The 16,357-nt window shown below is 71.5% G+C and carries 16 protein-coding genes and 1 pseudogene; 7 read left to right on the top strand and 10 right to left on the bottom strand.

Annotation, left to right across the window (positions count from 1 at the left end):
- Positions 1-71: 71 nt before the first annotated feature.
- Positions 72-749: a DUF4097 family beta strand repeat-containing protein gene (locus tag L0P92_RS31445; RefSeq protein ID WP_234766452.1), complete on the bottom strand. Its 678-nt coding sequence runs from the start codon at positions 747-749 to the stop codon at positions 72-74.
- A 264-nt stretch (positions 750-1,013) separates the two neighbouring features.
- On the opposite strand from L0P92_RS31445, the gene L0P92_RS31450 reads away from it, so the two are divergent.
- Positions 1,014-1,754, top strand: coding sequence for a GbsR/MarR family transcriptional regulator (locus L0P92_RS31450; protein WP_234766453.1), 741 nt, complete (start codon positions 1,014-1,016; stop codon positions 1,752-1,754).
- 32 nt (positions 1,755-1,786) lie between these two features.
- On the opposite strand, the gene L0P92_RS31455 is transcribed toward L0P92_RS31450, so the two are convergent.
- Positions 1,787-2,812 (bottom strand): LacI family DNA-binding transcriptional regulator, encoded by a 1,026-nt coding sequence (locus L0P92_RS31455; RefSeq protein ID WP_234766466.1) that lies wholly within the window; start codon positions 2,810-2,812, stop codon positions 1,787-1,789.
- A gap of 288 nt (positions 2,813-3,100) precedes the next feature.
- On the opposite strand from L0P92_RS31455, the gene L0P92_RS31460 reads away from it, so the two are divergent.
- From L0P92_RS31460 to L0P92_RS31480, 5 genes are all read left to right on the top strand, one after another.
- The gene (locus tag L0P92_RS31460; RefSeq protein WP_234766454.1) at positions 3,101-4,402 is read left to right on the top strand and encodes an ABC transporter substrate-binding protein; all 1,302 of its coding nucleotides are present in this window, start codon (positions 3,101-3,103) and stop codon (positions 4,400-4,402) included.
- Positions 4,403-4,413: 11 nt separating this feature from the next.
- Positions 4,414-5,427, top strand: a complete 1,014-nt coding sequence (locus L0P92_RS31465) for a carbohydrate ABC transporter permease (RefSeq protein ID WP_234766455.1) — start codon at positions 4,414-4,416, stop codon at positions 5,425-5,427.
- Positions 5,424-6,263 (top strand): carbohydrate ABC transporter permease, encoded by an 840-nt coding sequence (locus L0P92_RS31470; RefSeq protein ID WP_234766456.1) that lies wholly within the window; start codon positions 5,424-5,426, stop codon positions 6,261-6,263. Before L0P92_RS31465 ends, L0P92_RS31470 begins: the two co-directional genes overlap by 4 nt.
- A 35-nt stretch (positions 6,264-6,298) precedes the next feature.
- Entirely contained in the window at positions 6,299-7,942 is a 1,644-nt protein-coding gene (locus tag L0P92_RS31475) for a glycoside hydrolase family 13 protein (protein WP_234766457.1), read from the top strand.
- Positions 7,943-8,122: 180 nt separating this feature from the next.
- On the top strand, positions 8,123-8,941 hold the full coding sequence (locus L0P92_RS31480) for a lipase family protein (protein ID WP_234766458.1): 819 nt from the start codon (positions 8,123-8,125) through the stop codon (positions 8,939-8,941).
- Between the two features lie 15 nt (positions 8,942-8,956).
- On the opposite strand, the gene L0P92_RS31485 is transcribed toward L0P92_RS31480, so the two are convergent.
- Positions 8,957-9,967, bottom strand: a complete 1,011-nt coding sequence (locus L0P92_RS31485; RefSeq protein WP_234766459.1) for a zinc-dependent alcohol dehydrogenase — start codon at positions 9,965-9,967, stop codon at positions 8,957-8,959.
- On the bottom strand, positions 9,960-10,400 hold the full coding sequence (locus tag L0P92_RS31490) for a tautomerase family protein (protein ID WP_234766460.1): 441 nt from the start codon (positions 10,398-10,400) through the stop codon (positions 9,960-9,962). Before L0P92_RS31490 ends, L0P92_RS31485 begins: the two co-directional genes overlap by 8 nt.
- 106 nt (positions 10,401-10,506) lie before the next feature.
- On the opposite strand from L0P92_RS31490, the gene L0P92_RS31495 reads away from it, so the two are divergent.
- Complete coding sequence (locus L0P92_RS31495; RefSeq protein WP_234766461.1) at positions 10,507-11,091, top strand: TetR/AcrR family transcriptional regulator; 585 nt, start codon at positions 10,507-10,509, stop codon at positions 11,089-11,091.
- 60 nt (positions 11,092-11,151) lie between these two features.
- On the opposite strand, the gene L0P92_RS31500 is transcribed toward L0P92_RS31495, so the two are convergent.
- From L0P92_RS31500 to L0P92_RS45885, 6 genes and pseudogenes are all read right to left on the bottom strand, one after another.
- Complete coding sequence (locus tag L0P92_RS31500; RefSeq protein ID WP_234766462.1) at positions 11,152-11,778, bottom strand: NAD(P)-dependent oxidoreductase; 627 nt, start codon at positions 11,776-11,778, stop codon at positions 11,152-11,154.
- 111 nt (positions 11,779-11,889) lie between these two features.
- Positions 11,890-12,471 (bottom strand): TetR/AcrR family transcriptional regulator, encoded by a 582-nt coding sequence (locus L0P92_RS31505; protein ID WP_234766463.1) that lies wholly within the window; start codon positions 12,469-12,471, stop codon positions 11,890-11,892.
- A gap of 73 nt (positions 12,472-12,544) precedes the next feature.
- Positions 12,545-13,021, bottom strand: coding sequence for a tautomerase family protein (locus L0P92_RS31510; protein WP_234766464.1), 477 nt, complete (start codon positions 13,019-13,021; stop codon positions 12,545-12,547).
- A gap of 319 nt (positions 13,022-13,340) precedes the next feature.
- Positions 13,341-14,171 (bottom strand): FHA domain-containing protein, encoded by an 831-nt coding sequence (locus tag L0P92_RS31515; RefSeq protein ID WP_234766465.1) that lies wholly within the window; start codon positions 14,169-14,171, stop codon positions 13,341-13,343.
- Entirely contained in the window at positions 14,168-16,111 is a 1,944-nt protein-coding gene (locus L0P92_RS45300; RefSeq protein WP_308289774.1) for a serine/threonine-protein kinase, read from the bottom strand. The genes L0P92_RS31515 and L0P92_RS45300 overlap by 4 nt, the downstream gene beginning before the upstream one ends.
- Positions 16,112-16,212: 101 nt before the next feature.
- Positions 16,213-16,356: pseudogene (locus L0P92_RS45885) on the bottom strand (DNA-binding response regulator); the annotation flags it as partial.
- Position 16,357 lies beyond the last annotated feature (1 nt).

The following is a 16,357-nucleotide window of genomic DNA, read 5'->3' on the forward strand; positions in this document are numbered from 1 at the left end:
GAGCTGACGGGGCGGGCGGGGTGAGCTGACGGCTCCGGCCGCGCCTCACCCCGCCCGCCCCGGGTTGGTTCCTACAGACTGCGTGCCGTGATGTCCCCGTACGCGGTGGTCGCGTGGATGGTGAGGTCGGGCGTGGCGCCGTCCGCGTTCCGCAGGGTGTTGTGGATCCGCCCGTAGCCGGTGCCGGCGTCGAGGGAGGCGGAGACACCGCGGGCGGCGCCGACCGAGATCGCGCCGTGCTCGGTGCGCAGGGTGAGCGCGCCGTGCGTGGCCTCGGTGATGCGCAGGTCGCCCTTCTGGGTGCTGATCCGCGCGGCGCCGGCCAGGCGGCCGACCGTGACGTCACCGGCCGCCAGGGTCAGTCGGGCGCTCGCGGCCTCGTCGAGCTTGACCGAGCCGTGGGCGCCGTCGAAGGTGACGTCGCCGAGCCGGCCGACACCCCGGAACTCGCCGCTGGCAGCCTTCGCCTCGACATGGGAACCGGCGGGCAGTTGGACGGTGACCTCGACCGCTCCGGAGGGGCCGAAGTACTGGTTCTTCGCCTCGGGGGCCTCGATCCGCAGGACTCCGTCGGCGCAGGAGACCTGGATCTGTTCCGCCGCCTTCACGTCCCGGCTCTTGGCGGCGTCCGCGGGCAGGACCTCGACGGTGGCGTCGGCCCGGTCGGCGGCGATGAAGCGGACGTCACCCGCGGGGATGTCCAGGACGACGGAGACCTGGGCGGCGGCGGGGATCTCGAACTTCTGCATGATGTTCTCTCTCCTGTGCGTTCTCGCTGCTGTTTCCGATGCGAGAAACGCTACGTTGCGTTCATGGATTCAGCAACGCACACGTTGCACGTCAATCATATTTGCGCAGTTCAACAGCCTAAAATCGTTGCAATCGTCGTGAATTTAACGCAACAAATGCCGTTCCGCTCGTTGCAATGAAATGACCGTGAACGCTATACTCGCCGCACCATCGACCACCGGCCACCCCACCTCACTCCACCCCCACCCCGAACGGAGACCCCGATGCCGGGAGGCAGGCTCACCCAGCAGGAACGGCAGCAGATCGCGCTGGGACTGGCCGACGGCCTCGCCTACGCGGAGATCGCCAGGCGGCTCGAACGCCCCACCTCGACCGTCACACGCGAGGTGATGCGCAACGGCGGCCCCACCGCCTACCGTGCCGACCTCGCCCACCGCGCCACCGAACGCCGCGCCCACCGGCGTCGACAGGCCGCGCCCCGAGGAGGCGAGGCGCCCGCGCCGGCTTACGGGCGGGATGCCGAGGCCGTGCGTGAGTACGAGGAGACCTTCACCACCGTCCTGATACAGACGGGCACGCCCAAGATGATGGCCCGGGTGCTGACCTGCCTCTACACCAGCGACGCGGGCAGTCTCACCGCTGCCGAGCTCGTCCAGCGCCTCCAGGTCAGCCCGGCGTCCATCTCCAAGGCCATCGCGTTCCTCGAAGGCCAGGGCCTGGTCCGCCGGGAGCGCGACGAACGCCGGCGCGAGCGCTACGTCGCCGACAACGACGTCTGGTACCAGTCCATGATCGCCAGCGCCCGCAGCACCACCCAGCTCGCCGAGACCGCACGCGAGGGCGTGCACGTCCTCGGCCGCGACACCCCGGCAGCGATCCGACTGGAGAACATCGCCCGCTTCCTCGACTTCGTCTCCGAGAGCATCGCCCGCGCCGCGGACCAGGCCCGCGACATCCTCCACACCCAGCCGGAGACCACGACGGACGACGGCAGCCCCACCTGAGCAGCGCCGCCCTACGCCTCCCTCACCGCCGGTTAGCGGTCCGCCTCCTGCTCGTCCTGAGGGCGGGGCGCCGGGGCCGTCGTGGCCCGGGGGATCACATGGGTCGGCAGGATCACGTGCCGCTCGTGTTCCGCCTGGGAGTCCTCGATGAGCCGCAGCGCCAGTTCGCCGGCCTCGCGGCCGATGTCCGAGGGTGACTGGGCCACCGTGGACAGGTCGAACCAGTCGGCGAGCGGCTGGTCGTCGAAGCCCAGCACGGAGATCCGTTCCGGAACGGCGATCTGTGTCCTGCGCAGGGTCCGGATCACGGCGACCGCGACCTCGTCCTGTTCGGCGAAGATCGCGGTGGGCGGCTCGCGCAGGCTGAGCAGCCTGCCGAGCACCTCGGCGGTGCCGCGCTTGTCGCCGACCGCCGTCGCGGCCACCAGGTCGTCGTCGAGAGGGACGCCCGCCTCGGTGAGGGCCTGCCGGTAGCCGACCAGCCGTTCGTTGGAGCTGAACGAGAAGCCGCTGGCGCCCACGGTCTCCAGGAAGGCGATCCGACGGTGGCCGAGGTTGAGCAGGTGCCGGGTGCCGTGCAGGGCGCCGGCCACGTCGTCGACGTAGACGCTGGGCCGCCCCTCGACATGCTGGCTGACGTAGATGACGGGCATGCCGAGGCCGTCCAGCCGTGCCGTCTCCGCGTCGGTGAGGTCGAAGGAGAACACCAGCAGGGCGTCGGCGTTGCGCCGGGCCGGGAGGCGTTCGAAGAACGAGGTGCGCTCGGCCATGTCGGGGATGACATAGACGTTGAGCTCCATGCCCGCCGACCGCAGCAGCGGGGCCAGGCTGGACAGGGCGGCTCCCATGAACCAGGCGTCGAGCGTGGGCACCAGCACCGCCACGTTGCCGGTGCGGCCCGTGACAAGGCTTGCGGCCTGCCGTGACACGGCGAAGTTCAGCTCGCGCGCGGCCTGTTCCACGCGGGCGCGCACCTCGGGCGACACGGTCGAGAGTCCGCGCAGGGTACGGGAGACGGTGGATGTGGAGACCCCGGCCCGTTCGGCGACGTCAGCCATCGTGGGGTGCCGCTGAGCTGGTGGCATGAGCGGACGGTAGCACAGGGGGCGCCGCGTTCACGGGTCGTCGTGACAGCGCTTTCATCGCATCCCACGCACCATTACCGCGAAGTAGCGCATTGACTTCCGGATAGCCCGGCCCTAGCTTGCAAGCGTTGTCTCGACGACGTCGAATCATCGTCGAATCGCCCTCACCTCTCATCAGATACATGGCCGTGACCTGCAGCTTCTATCAACACAGGTCATGACAACGCAGTCTCATGAGGTTCCCTCACGCCAGGAGAGACAGTGACGACCCAGACCTCGACATCCACAGCCAGAGCCGCCGCCGTACTCGCCGCCTCCGCCCTCCTCCTCGCCGCCTGTGCCGCCCCCGGCGGTGGAGGCTCCGGGCAGGCCGGGGCCGCGGCGTCGTTCGAAGGGCGCGGCCCCATCACCTACGTCGCCGGCAAGGACACCTCCGGCACCGTGCAGCCGACGATCGACCGTTGGAACAGGCTGCACCCGAAGGAGAAGGTCACCTTCATCCAGCTGCCGACGGACCCGGACGCACAGCGCCAGCAGATGATCCAGAACGCGGAGACGAAGTCCGACGCCTACACGGTGCTGTCGCTGGACGTCGTGTGGACGTCGGAGTTCGCCGCCCACCGGTGGATCGACCGGCTGCCCGAGGAGCGGTTCCCGCTGGGCGAGATGCTCGACCCGGTGGTCGAGACGGCCAGGTACCGAGGCGGGCTGTACGCCGTCCCGGCCAGCTCCGACGGCGGCATGCTGTACTACCGCACCGACCTGCTGAAGAAGGCCGGCATCGGTGAACCGCCCACCACCTGGGCCGAGATGAAGGCCGACTGCGCGAAGGTGCGCGAGCTGCCCGAGGCCCGGGGCATGTCCTGTTACGCCGGGCAGGCCCAGAAGTACGAGGGCCTGACGGTGAACTTCGCCGAGGCGGTGAACTCGGCCGGCGGCACCGTCACCGACGCGAACGGCAAGCCCGATGTCGACACCCCCGAGGCGAGGAAGGGCCTGGACTTCCTCGTCGGCTCCGTCAAGGACGGGACGATCCCGAAGGAGGGCATCACCTACCTGGAGGAGGACGGCCGCCAGGCGTTCCAGGCCGGCAAGCTCGTCTTCCTGCGCAACTGGCCCTATGTGTACGCGCTCGCCGCCAAGAGCGGGATCAAGGGCAAGTACGCGGTCGCCCCGCTGCCCGGTCTGAACGGCCCCGGCGCCTCCAGTCTGGGCGGGCACAACATGGCCCTGTCGTCCTCCGCCGAGAACAAGGCCACCGCCCTGGACTTCATCAGGTTCTTCACCAGCGAGGAGAACACCGCCACCTTCCTCAAGGAGGCCTCCCTCGCCCCGCCGTACGCCGCGCTCTACGACGACAAGGCGCTGACCGGGCAGTACCCGTATCTGCCCGTCCTCAAGGAGTCCATCCTGCGCGCCGTGCCCCGCCCGCGTGTCGTGCGCTACGGCGACGTGACCGCGGCCGTCCAGCAGCAGGCGTACGCCGCCCTGACCGGTGACAAGAGCAGCGCGCAGGCGCTCAAGGACCTTCAGGCGGCCCTGCGGAAGTCCGTCGCGCGGTGAGGGGCGGGGCCATGACCAAGACCGAAGTCCCGCCCGAGGCCACCGACGGGCCGGCCTCCGCGCCCGTCACCCGCCGTCGGCTCACCGGAAACCCCGCCCGCGCCGCCGCCGGCTCGGGCCGGATGGCCGCCCTCCTGGTGTCCCCGACCCTGCTGGTGCTGTCGGTCGTGGTCGCGTACCCGACGCTCATGGCGCTGAAGGAGTCGCTGTACGGGCCGAAGGGCCTGGACCCGGCGACCGGGTTCATCAGCGACACCGAACCGTTCGTCGGGCTGCGGAACTACGCCGACATCCTCGGCGAGGCCGGGGACCGGTTCTGGAACGCCTTCTGGAACACCACCTTCTTCACCGTCGTCACGGTCGGCCTGGAGACGGTGATCGGGGTGGCCATGGCCCTGATCATGCACAAGGCGTTCCGCGGCCGCGGCCTCGTACGGGCCGGGATCCTGATCCCCTGGGCCGTGCCCACGGCGATCTCCGGCCTGCTGTGGCGGTGGATCTTCAACAGCGACGGCATCGCCAACACGCTGATCGGCCATCAGGTGCTGTGGACCACGGAGGGGTTCCACGCCAAGGTCGCGGTCATCGTCGCCGAGGTGTGGAAGACGGCCCCGTTCATCGGGCTGCTCGTCCTGGCGGGCCTCCAGGTGATCCCGAAGGAGGTCTACGAGGCGGCCCGCCTCGACGGTGCCCGCGCGCCGAGGCAGTTCTGGCACATCACGCTGCCGCTGGTGAAACCCGCGCTGCTGGTGGCGGTGCTGTTCCGGTGCATGGACGCGCTACGGATGTTCGACCTGCCGTACATCCTGGTCGGCGCGCAGAAGCACTCGGTGGAGACCCTGTCCATGCTCGCCCAGAACGAGGCGTCCAACGTCCGCTTCGGACCGGCGTCCGCGTACGCCGTGCTCCTCTTCCTCTACGTCTTCCTCATCGCCCTGGCCTTCGTACGGCTGCTGGGAGCGGATCTCGTCGGAGGCGGCGCCGTCGGCCGACGTCCGCGTCGCCGCAGGGAGGTGGCGGCATGACGACGACCCTCAGCGCCAGGTGGCGTTCCGGGCTGCTGTACGCCGGAGTCGTCGCCGTCGTGGCCTACTGTCTGGCCCCGTTCTACTGGATGCTGGTCTCCAGCCTGCGCCGCACCTCGGACATCTTCGACACCTCGCTCGTCCCGTCGCCGGTGTCCTTCGAGAACTACCGGGCGGTGTTCGACCCCGCGCAGGGCTTCGGCCGGGCGCTGCTGAACAGCCTGGTCGTGGCCGGCGTCACCACCGTTCTGGCGCTGCTCCTGGCCACGTTCACCGCCTACGCGATGGCCCGGCTCGACTTCCGCTTCAAGCGGCTCGTCCTGACCCTCGTCATCGCGACCTCGATGTTCCCGGTGGTGTCGATCGTGGTGCCGCTGCTGAAGCTGTTCACGGACGTCGGCTGGATCAACACCTACCAGGCGATGATCGTGCCGAGCATGTCCTTCGCGCTGCCGCTGGCGGTGTGGAACCTGACCACGTTCTTCCGGCAGATGCCGGACGAGCTGGAGCACGCCGCCATGGTCGACGGCTGCACCCGCGGGCAGGCGTTCCGCAGGGTCATCGTCCCGCTGGCCGCGCCCGGCATCTTCACCACCGCGATCATCACGTTCATCGCCGCCTGGAACGAGTTCCTCATCGCCCTGTCGATGACCAACAGGCCGGACATGCAGACCGCGCCGGTCGCCATCTCCAAGTTCACCGGCGCCACGACGTACGAGACACCGTTCGGCAGCCAGATGGCCGCGGGTGTGCTCGTCACGGTCCCGCTGGTGGTCATGGTGCTGCTCTTCCAGCGCCGTATCGTCGCCGGACTCACGGCGGGCGCGGCGAAGTGACCCCGTCTCCCCAACGACCAAGGAGCTGCTCAGCCTTGTCCCCCACCACCGCGCCCTGGTGGCGCAGCGCCGTCATCTACCAGGTCTACATCCGCAGCTTCGCCGACGGCAACGGCGACGGCGTCGGTGACATCGCCGGCATCCGCTCCCGGCTGCCGTATCTGAGGTCGCTGGGTGTGGACGCCATCTGGATCAACCCCTGGTACAGGTCCCCGATGGCCGACCACGGTTACGACGTGGCCGACTTCCGGGAGATCGACCCGGTCTTCGGCACGGTCGCCGAGGCCGAGCGGCTCGTCGAGGAGGCGCACGCGCACGGGATCCGCGTCATCCCCGACATCGTGCCCAACCACACCTCCGACCGGCACGCCTGGTTCCGGGCAGCGCTGGCGGCCGGCCCCGGCAGTCCGGAGCGCGAACGCTACGTCTTCCGCGAGGGCCGCGGCGAGGACGGCTCCGTGCCGCCCAACGACTGGGTCTCCTGCTTCGGCGGCCCGGCCTGGACGCGGCTGCCCGACGGCCAGTGGTATCTGCACCTGTTCGCGCCCGAGCAGCCGGACCTCAACTGGCAGCACCCGGAGGTGCGGGCCGAGTTCGAGTCGATCCTGCGGTTCTGGTTCAGCCGGGGTGTGGACGGCTTCCGTATCGACGTCGCCCACGGCCTGGTCAAGCACCCGGAGCTGCCCGACCTCCCGCCGCGCCCCGAACCGGACGGCGCGCGGCCCTGGCAGCACGTCGACCATCCGCACTGGGACCGCGACGAGGTCCACGACATCTACCGCGCCTGGCGCAGGGTGGCCGACGAGTTCCCCGGCGACCGGTCCTTCGTCGCCGAGGCCTGGGCGGACACCCCGGAGCGGCTGGCCGCATACGTCCGGCCGGACGGTCTGCACACCGCGTTCAACTTCGACTTCCTGATGTCGAGTTGGCACGCCAAGGACCTGCGCCAGGTCATCGACGGCTCCCTGGAGATGCTCGGCGCGGTGGGCGCCCCCGCCACCTGGGTGCTGTCCAACCACGACGTCGTACGCCATCCCAGCCGCTACGGCCGCAGGGCCACCAAGCGCTGGCTGGCCAACCAGCCGTACGAACCCGAGGGCCCCCTCGACCTGGAACTGGGCACCCGGCGCGCCCGCGCCGCCGCCCTGCTGATGCTCTCCCTGCCGGGCGGCGCCTACATCTACCAGGGCGAGGAACTCGGCCTGCCCGAGGTCGAGGACCTCCCCGAGGACGTGCTCCAGGATCCCGTCTGGGAACGCTCCGGGCACACCGACCGCGGCCGCGACGGCTGCCGGGTCCCGATCCCCTGGTCCGGCACCACCGCCCCGTACGGCTTCAGCCCCGACGGTGCCGGTGCCGTGCCCTGGCTGCCGCAGCCCGCCGACTGGGCGCCGCGCACGGTGGCGGCCCAGACCGGCGACGAGGCCTCGATGCTGGAGCTCTACCGCACGGCGCTGCGTCTGCGCCGTGCGCACCCCGCGCTCGGCGACGGCAGCCTGACCTGGCTGGACGCCCCGGAAGGCGTCCTCGCGTTCGGCCGCGACCCCGGCTTCGTCTGTGTGGTCAACCTCTCGGCGGAGCCGTACCCGCTGCCCGCCCACACGTCGGTGCTGCTGGCGAGCGGTCCTGTCGAGGGCGGCACGCTGGCGCCGGACCAGGCGGTGTGGCTGACGGTGTGACGACCGTCCGGTGCCGGGGCGGGGCTGCGGGCCCCGCCCCGGCCCGGAAGCGGCCGCTGGATTCTTTCGAGTGAAGATCGACTGCCGGTCCGCGTCCGGCCGTGGAGCCCCGGATAGGTAGAAGGCGATCCCGCGCCGCTCGGCGCCACCCCCCGCCGCGACCTCCCAGGAGGCACCACCGTGCCCGTCCCGCCGCTCGACCACCACGCCACCGGCTACAGCCTCGCCCACGCCTACTGGCTCGCCCGCGCCTCCGACCTGGCCTACAAGGACGAGGCCACCATCGAACGGCAGTTGCGGGAGTGGGGCTTCGACCGGGTCCGGCATCACCGGACCACGTTCACACCGCCGTTCCCCTTGCAGGACACCCAGGCGTACACCGCCACGAACGAGCACATGATCATCACCGCGTTCCGCGGCACCGAGCCCGCCAACATCCGTGACTGGCTCACCGACGCCACCACCCCGCCCTGTCCCGGTCCGGCGGGCACCGGTCACGTCCACTACGGCTTCGCCGAGGCCCTCGACTCCGTCTTCCCGAAGGTCAAGGACACGCTCGCCGAGTTCCACGACAACGGCCAGACCCTCTGGTTCACCGGCCACAGCCTGGGCGGCGCCCTGGCCATGCTCGCCGGCTGCCGCCTCTACCTGGAGGACCCCGAACTGCTCGCGGACGGCGTCTACACCTACGGCCAGCCCCGCACCTGCGACCGGCTGCTGGCGGCCTCCTGCAACAAGGCGTTCAAGGACCGCCTGTACCGCTTCGTCAACAACAACGACGTCGTCCCGCAGCTGCCGCCCGAGCCCGTCTTCCACCACGTGGACGTCCTGCGTTACATCGACTCCGGCGGCAAGGTCCGCGAGAGCATGTCCCTCCTCGGCGGTCTCGGCGACCGCGCCCGGGGCCTGACCGCGGACGCCTTCGCCCCGGCCGGCGACGGCATCCGCGACCACTTCATGGGCAGCTACCTCACCGCGCTGGAACGCAACCTCGTCTGACCCGCGGGGGCGCGGTCAGGCGCCGGCCCGGACGAACACCGGCTTCAGATGCTTCTCCGGCAACGCGGTCGGCAGGTCCTCCCAGTCGATGACGTGGGAGACCACCTTCTCCGGAGCGACGTTGCCGGAGGCGGCGAGTGCGAGGGCGTCCGGGATGTGGGCGCGGACGTTGTCGCGGGCGACGCGCAGGGTGACGCCGTTGAGGTACATGTCGAGCAGGGGCAGCTCGCCGGGCCGGAAGTGGTTGCCCGCGCTCTCGCACATGCCTTCCGGGGTCAGGCACTTGACGGCGAGGGCGAGCTGGTCGACGCGGCCGGTGGCCTCCACGGCGATGTCGTAGCCCTGCGGGAGCGGCTCCAGGGACGCGGCGGTGGCGGCGCCGAAGGCGCGGGCGAGGGCGCGGTGTCCGGGCTCGGGGTCGACGTAGAGGACGTCGGAGGCGCCGAGCGCGCGGGCGATGTCGCACACGTACAGACCGATGCTGCCCCGGGCGACCACCAGGACCCGGGCGCCGGGGCGGGCCTCGAGGTGGGGGGCGACCAGGCGCCAGGCCAGGGACCAGTTGTCGCTGGCGGAGGCCATGGCGACCGGGTCGAGTCCGGCCGGCAGCGGTACGAGCATGGCGTCGGCGTAGGGCACCCGGACCAGGTCGGAGAAGAGCCCGCCCCAGGTGCCGCCGATCGGTGCGCCGTACATCGCCATGTGGGGCACGGCGACGCAGTGCGCGGTCAGTCCGGCACGGCAGCGGTCGCATGTGCCGCAGTTGACGGACCAGGGCACGACGACCAGGTCGCCGGGGGCTACCGCGGTGACGTCGTCGCCCACCTCCACGACCCGGGCGACGCACTCGTGCCCGAGGGCGAAGGGCGGGTCTAGGAAACCGTGCCCCGCCAGGATCGCGGAGTCCACGTCACAGGGCGTGGCGGCGACCGGCGCGACGATCGCCTCCCCGCCGCCCCGGACCTTCGGGTCGGGCGCCTCGCGCCACTCGACGGTGCGCCTGGCCACATAGGTGAGTTCACGCATCGGCCCGGTCCGCCTTCCCCTGCCCGGCCAGGGCCACGAGGTCGGCGTATCGGATCACGGAGCCGCCCGCGCCCCAGGTGCCGTCGGGCTGCTCGTGCACCAGCACCCACACGCGCAGGGCCTCGTCCGCCGTGAGCCCCGCGGCGGCCAGGACCGTCTGCGTCGCCTCCTCGACCAGCCCCGCCTTACGGCGCTCGGAAAGGGCGCCCTCGGGAACGGTGACCTCCACCAGGAAGCGCGGCGCCTCGTCCTCGGCGGTGGTCTGGGCGCCGTCCGGCAGTTCGACCAGGTAGCTCCAGGCCTGGGCACGGAAGAACGCGGTGTCGGGCGCGCCCTCCCAGCGCAGCAGTACGGCGGCGAGATCCCGTCGGACGCTCTCGCGGCCGCGCTCGGTCAGCGCTCCGGCGGGAGTCGTGAGCCGGATCATCGGCATGGGCACACCTCTTCCTTGCACGGTCACTATGACAGTCGTTATAGACGGCGGCCACGCTAGACTATGACGGCTGTTATAGCCAGTGGGGTCAGAAGGGACCGCGTACGTGAGCAAGCCCAGCCCGACGACTCGGGAGCGGATCGTGGCCGGTGCGGCCGACATGATCAGCCGACGCGGCCTGAACGCGACGAGCATCCGCGAGATGGCCAAGCACGCGCGGGCGCCGCTCGGCTCGACGTACCACTACTTCCCGGACGGCAAGCAGCAGTTGGCGACCGAGGCCGTGCGCCACACGGGCGCGTGGGTGTCCCGCAGTCTGCGCAGGGAACTGGAGGCCGGGCCGGTCGCCGGGTTGCGCGCGTTCCTCGACCTGTGGCGGGGGATCGTCGTCGACACCGACTTCCGGGCGGGCTGCCCGGTGCTCGCCGTCTCCATCGAGGAGCCCCCGGCCGACGAGACGCCCACCGCCGTACTGGCCGCCGCCGAGGTGTTCGAGGAGTGGGAGGGCCTCCTGGCCGCCTCCCTGCGCGAGCACGGCGCCGAGCCCGGACAGGCCGCGCAGCTCGCGACGCTCGTCGTCGCGGCGGTCGAGGGGACGGTGGCGATGTGCCGCGCGAAGCGCAGCGTCGAGCCCCTGGACCGGACCGCCGAGCAGTTGCGGGCGCTCATCCTCGCCACGATCAAGGACTGACCGCAGGGCGGATCGGCGGACGGATCAGCGGACGGACCGACGGACGGATCAGCAGAACCGTCAGTCGGTGATCACAGGGCTGCGGTGGATCCACTCGGCGCCGTGCGCCGCGCGGTGCATGAAGGCGGCCACGTCCGCCCGGCTGATCGAGGGGTTGCCCTTCATCGGCAGTCGGTCGTCCGCGAGGTAGGCACCCTTGGCCGGGCCGTGGGTCAGCCTGGTCGGCAGGACGACCGTCCAGTCCAGCCCGCTGGAGCGGATGCCGTCGTCCGCGATGACCTTGTCGGCGTAGAGCGAGCGCAACAGTGTGCTGTAGATCAGCTTCTGCGGTGTGCTCGACCAGTCGAAGGTGTGGCCGACGCCGAACGACGACAGCCAGACCAGACGGGACACGCCCGTCTCCCGCGCGGCCTCCGTCACGGCCGCCGAGGCACGGGAGAAGAGGCCGTCCGCACGGACCGAGTTGCCCCTGCCGAGGGCGGAGACGATCGCGTCGTGCCCGGCGAGGGCGGCGGCGATGTCGCGGCGGGATGTCGCGTCTCCGGTGACCGGCGTGACCTTGTCGACGAGGTCACCCAGGCCGGCCGGGTTGCGCACGAGGGCCGTGACGGAGTCACCGGAGCGCACGGCCAGGTCGACGAGATGGCGACCGGTGGGACCGGTGGCGCCGAGGACGAGCAGCTTCATGGCAGGTACCTCTTCCGAGCGTGAGCCTTAAGCGGACAGCTGTCCGCTACGCTGGAGAACGTAACGGACAGCTGTCCGCTTAGCAAGGGGACAGCGCCATCGCCGGCGCCTTCAGGCCCGCCCGGGGGCTCCCGCCCGCAGCCCGTCCATGACGATGTCCAGCAGTCGCGTCGCCTGGTCGCGCCGGCCCTTCTCGGGGTCGATCTGCCAGATTCCGGCGATGGCGAGGATGAAGTCGTCGGAGGTCACGCCGGGGCGGATGGTGCCGGCCCGGTGGTTGGCGTCGAGCAGGAGGTCGATGGCGGCGACGACCAGGGAGTAGCCCGGCCGCTCCGGACCACCCGTCGCGCTCGTGGCCTGCCGCAGGGCGGCGGCGAGGCCGGACTTGGCCAGCGCGAAGTGGGCCAGGCCGTCCATCCACTCGCGCAGCGCCTGATCGGGCTCCCGTGACTTCACCAACTCGGCGGCGCTGTCGGTGAGCTGGCGCACCTCGTGCCGGTGGACCTCCAGGACGAGCGCCTCGCGGTTGGGGAAGTTGCGGTAGAAGGTGCCCTGCCCGACCCCCGCCTTCTTGGCGATCACGCTCAGCGGGACGTCCGGCGAGCGCGACAGTTCCGCCAGCGCGACCTCCAGGATCCGCTCGCGATTGCGCTGCGCGTCCGACCGCTGCGACGTACCGCTTCTCGACTCCACCGGCCCTCCCGCCCTCCGTCCCCGATACCGGACTGCTGTCCGCTTGGGACCACCTTAACGACGGGCCGGCCCCTCAGACCCCCAGCGCGGCGCGCACCGCCTTGGCCCGCTCCCCGGTGAACACGCCGCTGTCGAGCAGGGACAGAACGGACAGCACACCGCCGGAGGCGCCCCAGCTGCCCTCGTCGATCACACGGAAGTTGACCCACCACGCGGGCGACGGCCCCTGCGTCCCGCACGCCGCCGTCAGCGCCGCCAGCACCCGCTCGATGACCTCGGCCCGGACGTCCGGCTGCCAGGCGGCGTCCATGACCGCCAGGTCGACCACCATCACGTCCGCCTCCTGCCCGGCGTCCGCCAGCAGCCGTCCGCCGATGGCCATCATGTCGCGCTCACGCTCGACGAAGTGGACCTGGAACCCGACCCGCGCGGCGGGCTCGAACCGGCCGACCTCGGGCACCAGCACGGCATCCGTGAGCGTCTCGGCCAGCTCACGGCGCTGTTCGAGACTGAGGCGGCCCTTGGGTGTGTTCACGGTGATGATCGTCATGCCCATCCCTTATGACAGTCGTTATAGAAGCTACCCGTCGAACGCTACACCGCCCTATAACAACTGTCATATCGACCGGCGCGGACGACCACGACCCATGGATGGCGACCACGTCAGGGCGCGCCGCCCGGCGCCAGGGGGGCTGCGGAGGCCATGCCTCCAGGGGCGCGGGGAACTGCGCGAACAACCACGAACGGCCCCTCATGACGCCGCCCCCGACAACATGCCTCCAGGGGCGCGGGGAACTGCGCGACCAGCCCCCACTCACCCGCCGCCCGCCAGACGACCGAACCACCCCGACACCCAGGCGGCGCCAACGTCACACCCCGTCAACCAGCGCCAAGTCCATCGGCACCAGCGTCGTAGACGCCAACAGCGCCCGGATCAGATGATCATTGAGCGCGTTGCCGACCGGCTCGCCCACCTCCTCCCGGGTCAGCCCGGGCACCCCGTCGCGGGACAGCCGCAGCCGTACGGCGTTGACGAGGTGCCCGACGCGTTTGTCGGTCCAGCCCTCTCCCGGCCGCGTCTCGGAGAGATGCGCGGCTGTCTGACGCCAGGTCAGAGGCTGCGGACGCGGCTCGTGCAGCAGGTACCGCCGACCGAGGGTGATCAGGGCGAGGCGCTCCGGTTCGCTGAGCGTCCAGACCCGGGGCGGCCGGGTGACGTCCGCGTGCCGGGGCGCCCGGTGCCCACCGTCGGCGCCGGTGACGAAGACCTCCAGCAGATGCTCGCGGCCCCGCGACCCGCCGGCGAACAGCGGGGTGTAGCCGGTGTCGAGGGGCAGGGGTTCCTCGCCCCGGAACAGCAGCCGGCCCGCCGGGCAACGGATCGGCAGCCGACCGGTGTTGCTCACCCACCAGCGCCCCTCACGATGAGTGAGGGTGCCGTGGTGACGGCTGACCTTCGGGTCGTCCTCGCCGAGGCAGACGTGCACCTCGGGCCGGTTGCGCCCGAACAGCACCTCGCGGCCCTCGCCGGGCCCCAGGGTCATGCCACCGCCGAGCGCGAGGACGAAGAGCGTGCCGGGGACGGGGGCGGAGGCGCCCCGGGCGAGGCTGCCGTGGGTGGCGGGCAGGGCCCGGGAGCCGGGGGCGGTCCGTACGCGGGCGTGGTCGAGGGGTCGATAGGCGTGGTGACCTGCGATCATTTCCCCTCCGGCAACTGCTTCGCGATGTTCGTCAGCGCGGTGGCCGACAGCTCCTCGGCGAGGACGCACGCCTTCCGGGCCGGCTGCTCCCCTCGTACGGTCAGCCGGAACAGCTCGACGGTCGGATCGCCGACGGAGTTGGTGTACGTACGGTGCGGCGCGTAGACCACGCAGCTGCGCTCGCCCTCCTCCTCGGCCGCGACATGACTCGTCGTCCCGGCGATCGACGTCGGCCGGCCGTTGTCCTCCAGCTGGTTGTCGCGGGTGAACGACAGCTGGACGAAGGCCTTGTCGCCGTCCGGGCTCGACCAGTCGCAGGACCAGTCGGCGAAGCCGTGGTCCGACGGGCGGGCGCGCAGGCCCGGCACCCGGGCGAGCGCGGCGCTGTCGAGCAGTTCGCAGGCGTTGAGCTGGGCGAGGGAGGTGGCGGGCCAGGACGGGGAGCGCTGGGGCACCGGGCCCCGGTCCAGCACGGTGACCGCGTGGTCGGTGGCGGCGTCGGCCAGGGCGCAGGGGTCGGGCGCGCCGGCGTCCCTCCGCGACCCGATGACCACGATGCCCCGGCGGTCGGCGGTCGCGATGTACCGCTCGCAGTCGTCGCCGTCCCGCGTCATGCTGGCGACCTCGACATTGCCGGCCCGCCGGACGGCCACGCTGCCGTCGAACTCCCTCGCCTCACTGGAGAAGTTGACCTCGACGCCCGCGAGCTCGTCGCCCTCGTCGCTCATCACCAGCACGTCGCAGCGGTCCAACTCGCCGTAGTCCGGGTCGAGTTCGGTGTCGCCGAAGCGGCTGAGCGAGGTGGCGTCGAGCAGTTTGCAGGGGTCGGCCGTGCGGACGTCGCCGATCGCGCCGGCGTGCAGGGTGGCCGTGGGGGAGGGCTGCGCGTCGGGCGCCGAGGCCAGGCCCCCGTCGTCGTCGCCCGACGTCAGGGCGATGACCCCGGCCGTGATCGCGGCCGCCACGGCCAGCGCCCCCGCCCCGATCGCCAGGGGGCGCCGCCGACGCCGTACGGCACGCGGCAGCCGCAAGGTCAGCGAGGCGAGGGGCAGGGTGTGGGCGTGGGTGTCCTGGTCGCGCAGCCTGCCCTGGACCTCGAGGGGCGGCGGCGCGGCCCGCGTCAGCAGCCGGTGCGCCTCGGCGGCGGAGGGGCGGCGGCGGGCGTCGAGTTCCAGCAACGCCGTGAGTGGGGCGGTGAGTCGACCGGCCCGCTCGGCGGGTTCCAGGTGGCCCTGGATGGCGCGGGCGACGTAGGCCATCGGATGGTCGACCTGGCCGTACGGCGAGTGTCCCTCGACGGACGCGAACAGGCTGGCGCCGAGGGAGAACACGTCGGCCTTCTCGTCGGCGGGCCGCCCCTTGGCCAGCTCGGGCGCGAGGTACTTGGGCTTGCCGCGCACCACGCCCGTCGTCGTGTGCGTCTGGGTGACGTCGCTCCACAGGGCCCGGGCGATACCGAAGTCGGTCAGCCGGGCGACCCCGTCCTCGGTGACCAGGATGTTCTCCGGCGTGACATCGCCGTGCACGACGCCCAAGGAGTGGGACTTCGCGAGCGCGGCCGCGATCTGGCAGCCGACTGAGCCGGCGTCCTCGGGCGCGAGCGTGCCACCGCTGTCGTCGGCGAGCTGGGCGAGGCTGCGGGAGGGGACGTACTCCATGACGATCCAGCAGGTGGGCTCGCCGCCGGTCCTGTCGTCCGGCTCCTCCACGAAGTCGAACACCGGCACGATGTTCGGGTGGTGCAGCCGGGCGGCGTACTGCGCCTCCTTCCGGAGTCTCCTGGCGGCCTGCCCGTCGTCCGGGCGCGCGCACTTGACCGCGACGATCCGCTTCAGCGTCTCGTCCCAGGCCTGCCACACGACGCCCATCCCGCCCCTGCCGATGGGTTCCCTGAGGAGGTAGCGGCCGGCGACCTCGTGCCCGGCCCGTAGCGTCAACACGGTCACGGAGTGTACGGAGCCGTGGCCCAACCGTGACCGTTTTCACGGGACTTCATACGGACGGACACAGGACCCTCATCGGGGCCGACCCGACGACCCCGAACCTCACAGCACCCGGCCCCAGGCACCCGCGGAACCCCACACCACCCGGCCTCCGGCACCCGCCGAAGGGCCTGCGCCAGCGCCTCGATCCCGTCGGCGACCGCGGTGACCTGGTAGCCCTCCAGAGTCAGCGCGCGCTCCAGG

The organism is Streptomyces muensis, from assembly GCF_021474425.1.
Classification (GTDB): domain Bacteria; phylum Actinomycetota; class Actinomycetes; order Streptomycetales; family Streptomycetaceae; genus Streptomyces; species Streptomyces muensis.

Excerpts from the sequence above, each read along its gene's own strand:
- L0P92_RS31445 (WP_234766452.1), bottom strand. The coding sequence starts at position 749 with ATGCAGAAGTTCGAGATCCCCGCCGCCGCCCAGGTCTCCGTCGTCCTG.
- L0P92_RS31450 (WP_234766453.1), top strand. The coding sequence starts at position 1,014 with ATGCCGGGAGGCAGGCTCACCCAGCAGGAACGGCAGCAGATCGCGCTG.
- L0P92_RS31455 (WP_234766466.1), bottom strand. The coding sequence starts at position 2,812 with ATGGCTGACGTCGCCGAACGGGCCGGGGTCTCCACATCCACCGTCTCC.
- L0P92_RS31465 (WP_234766455.1), top strand. The coding sequence starts at position 4,414 with ATGACCAAGACCGAAGTCCCGCCCGAGGCCACCGACGGGCCGGCCTCC.
- L0P92_RS31470 (WP_234766456.1), top strand. The coding sequence starts at position 5,424 with ATGACGACGACCCTCAGCGCCAGGTGGCGTTCCGGGCTGCTGTACGCC.
- L0P92_RS31485 (WP_234766459.1), bottom strand. The coding sequence starts at position 9,967 with ATGCGTGAACTCACCTATGTGGCCAGGCGCACCGTCGAGTGGCGCGAG.
- L0P92_RS31490 (WP_234766460.1), bottom strand. The coding sequence starts at position 10,400 with ATGCCGATGATCCGGCTCACGACTCCCGCCGGAGCGCTGACCGAGCGC.
- L0P92_RS31500 (WP_234766462.1), bottom strand. The coding sequence starts at position 11,778 with ATGAAGCTGCTCGTCCTCGGCGCCACCGGTCCCACCGGTCGCCATCTC.
- L0P92_RS31510 (WP_234766464.1), bottom strand. The coding sequence starts at position 13,021 with ATGACGATCATCACCGTGAACACACCCAAGGGCCGCCTCAGTCTCGAA.
- L0P92_RS31515 (WP_234766465.1), bottom strand. The coding sequence starts at position 14,171 with ATGATCGCAGGTCACCACGCCTATCGACCCCTCGACCACGCCCGCGTA.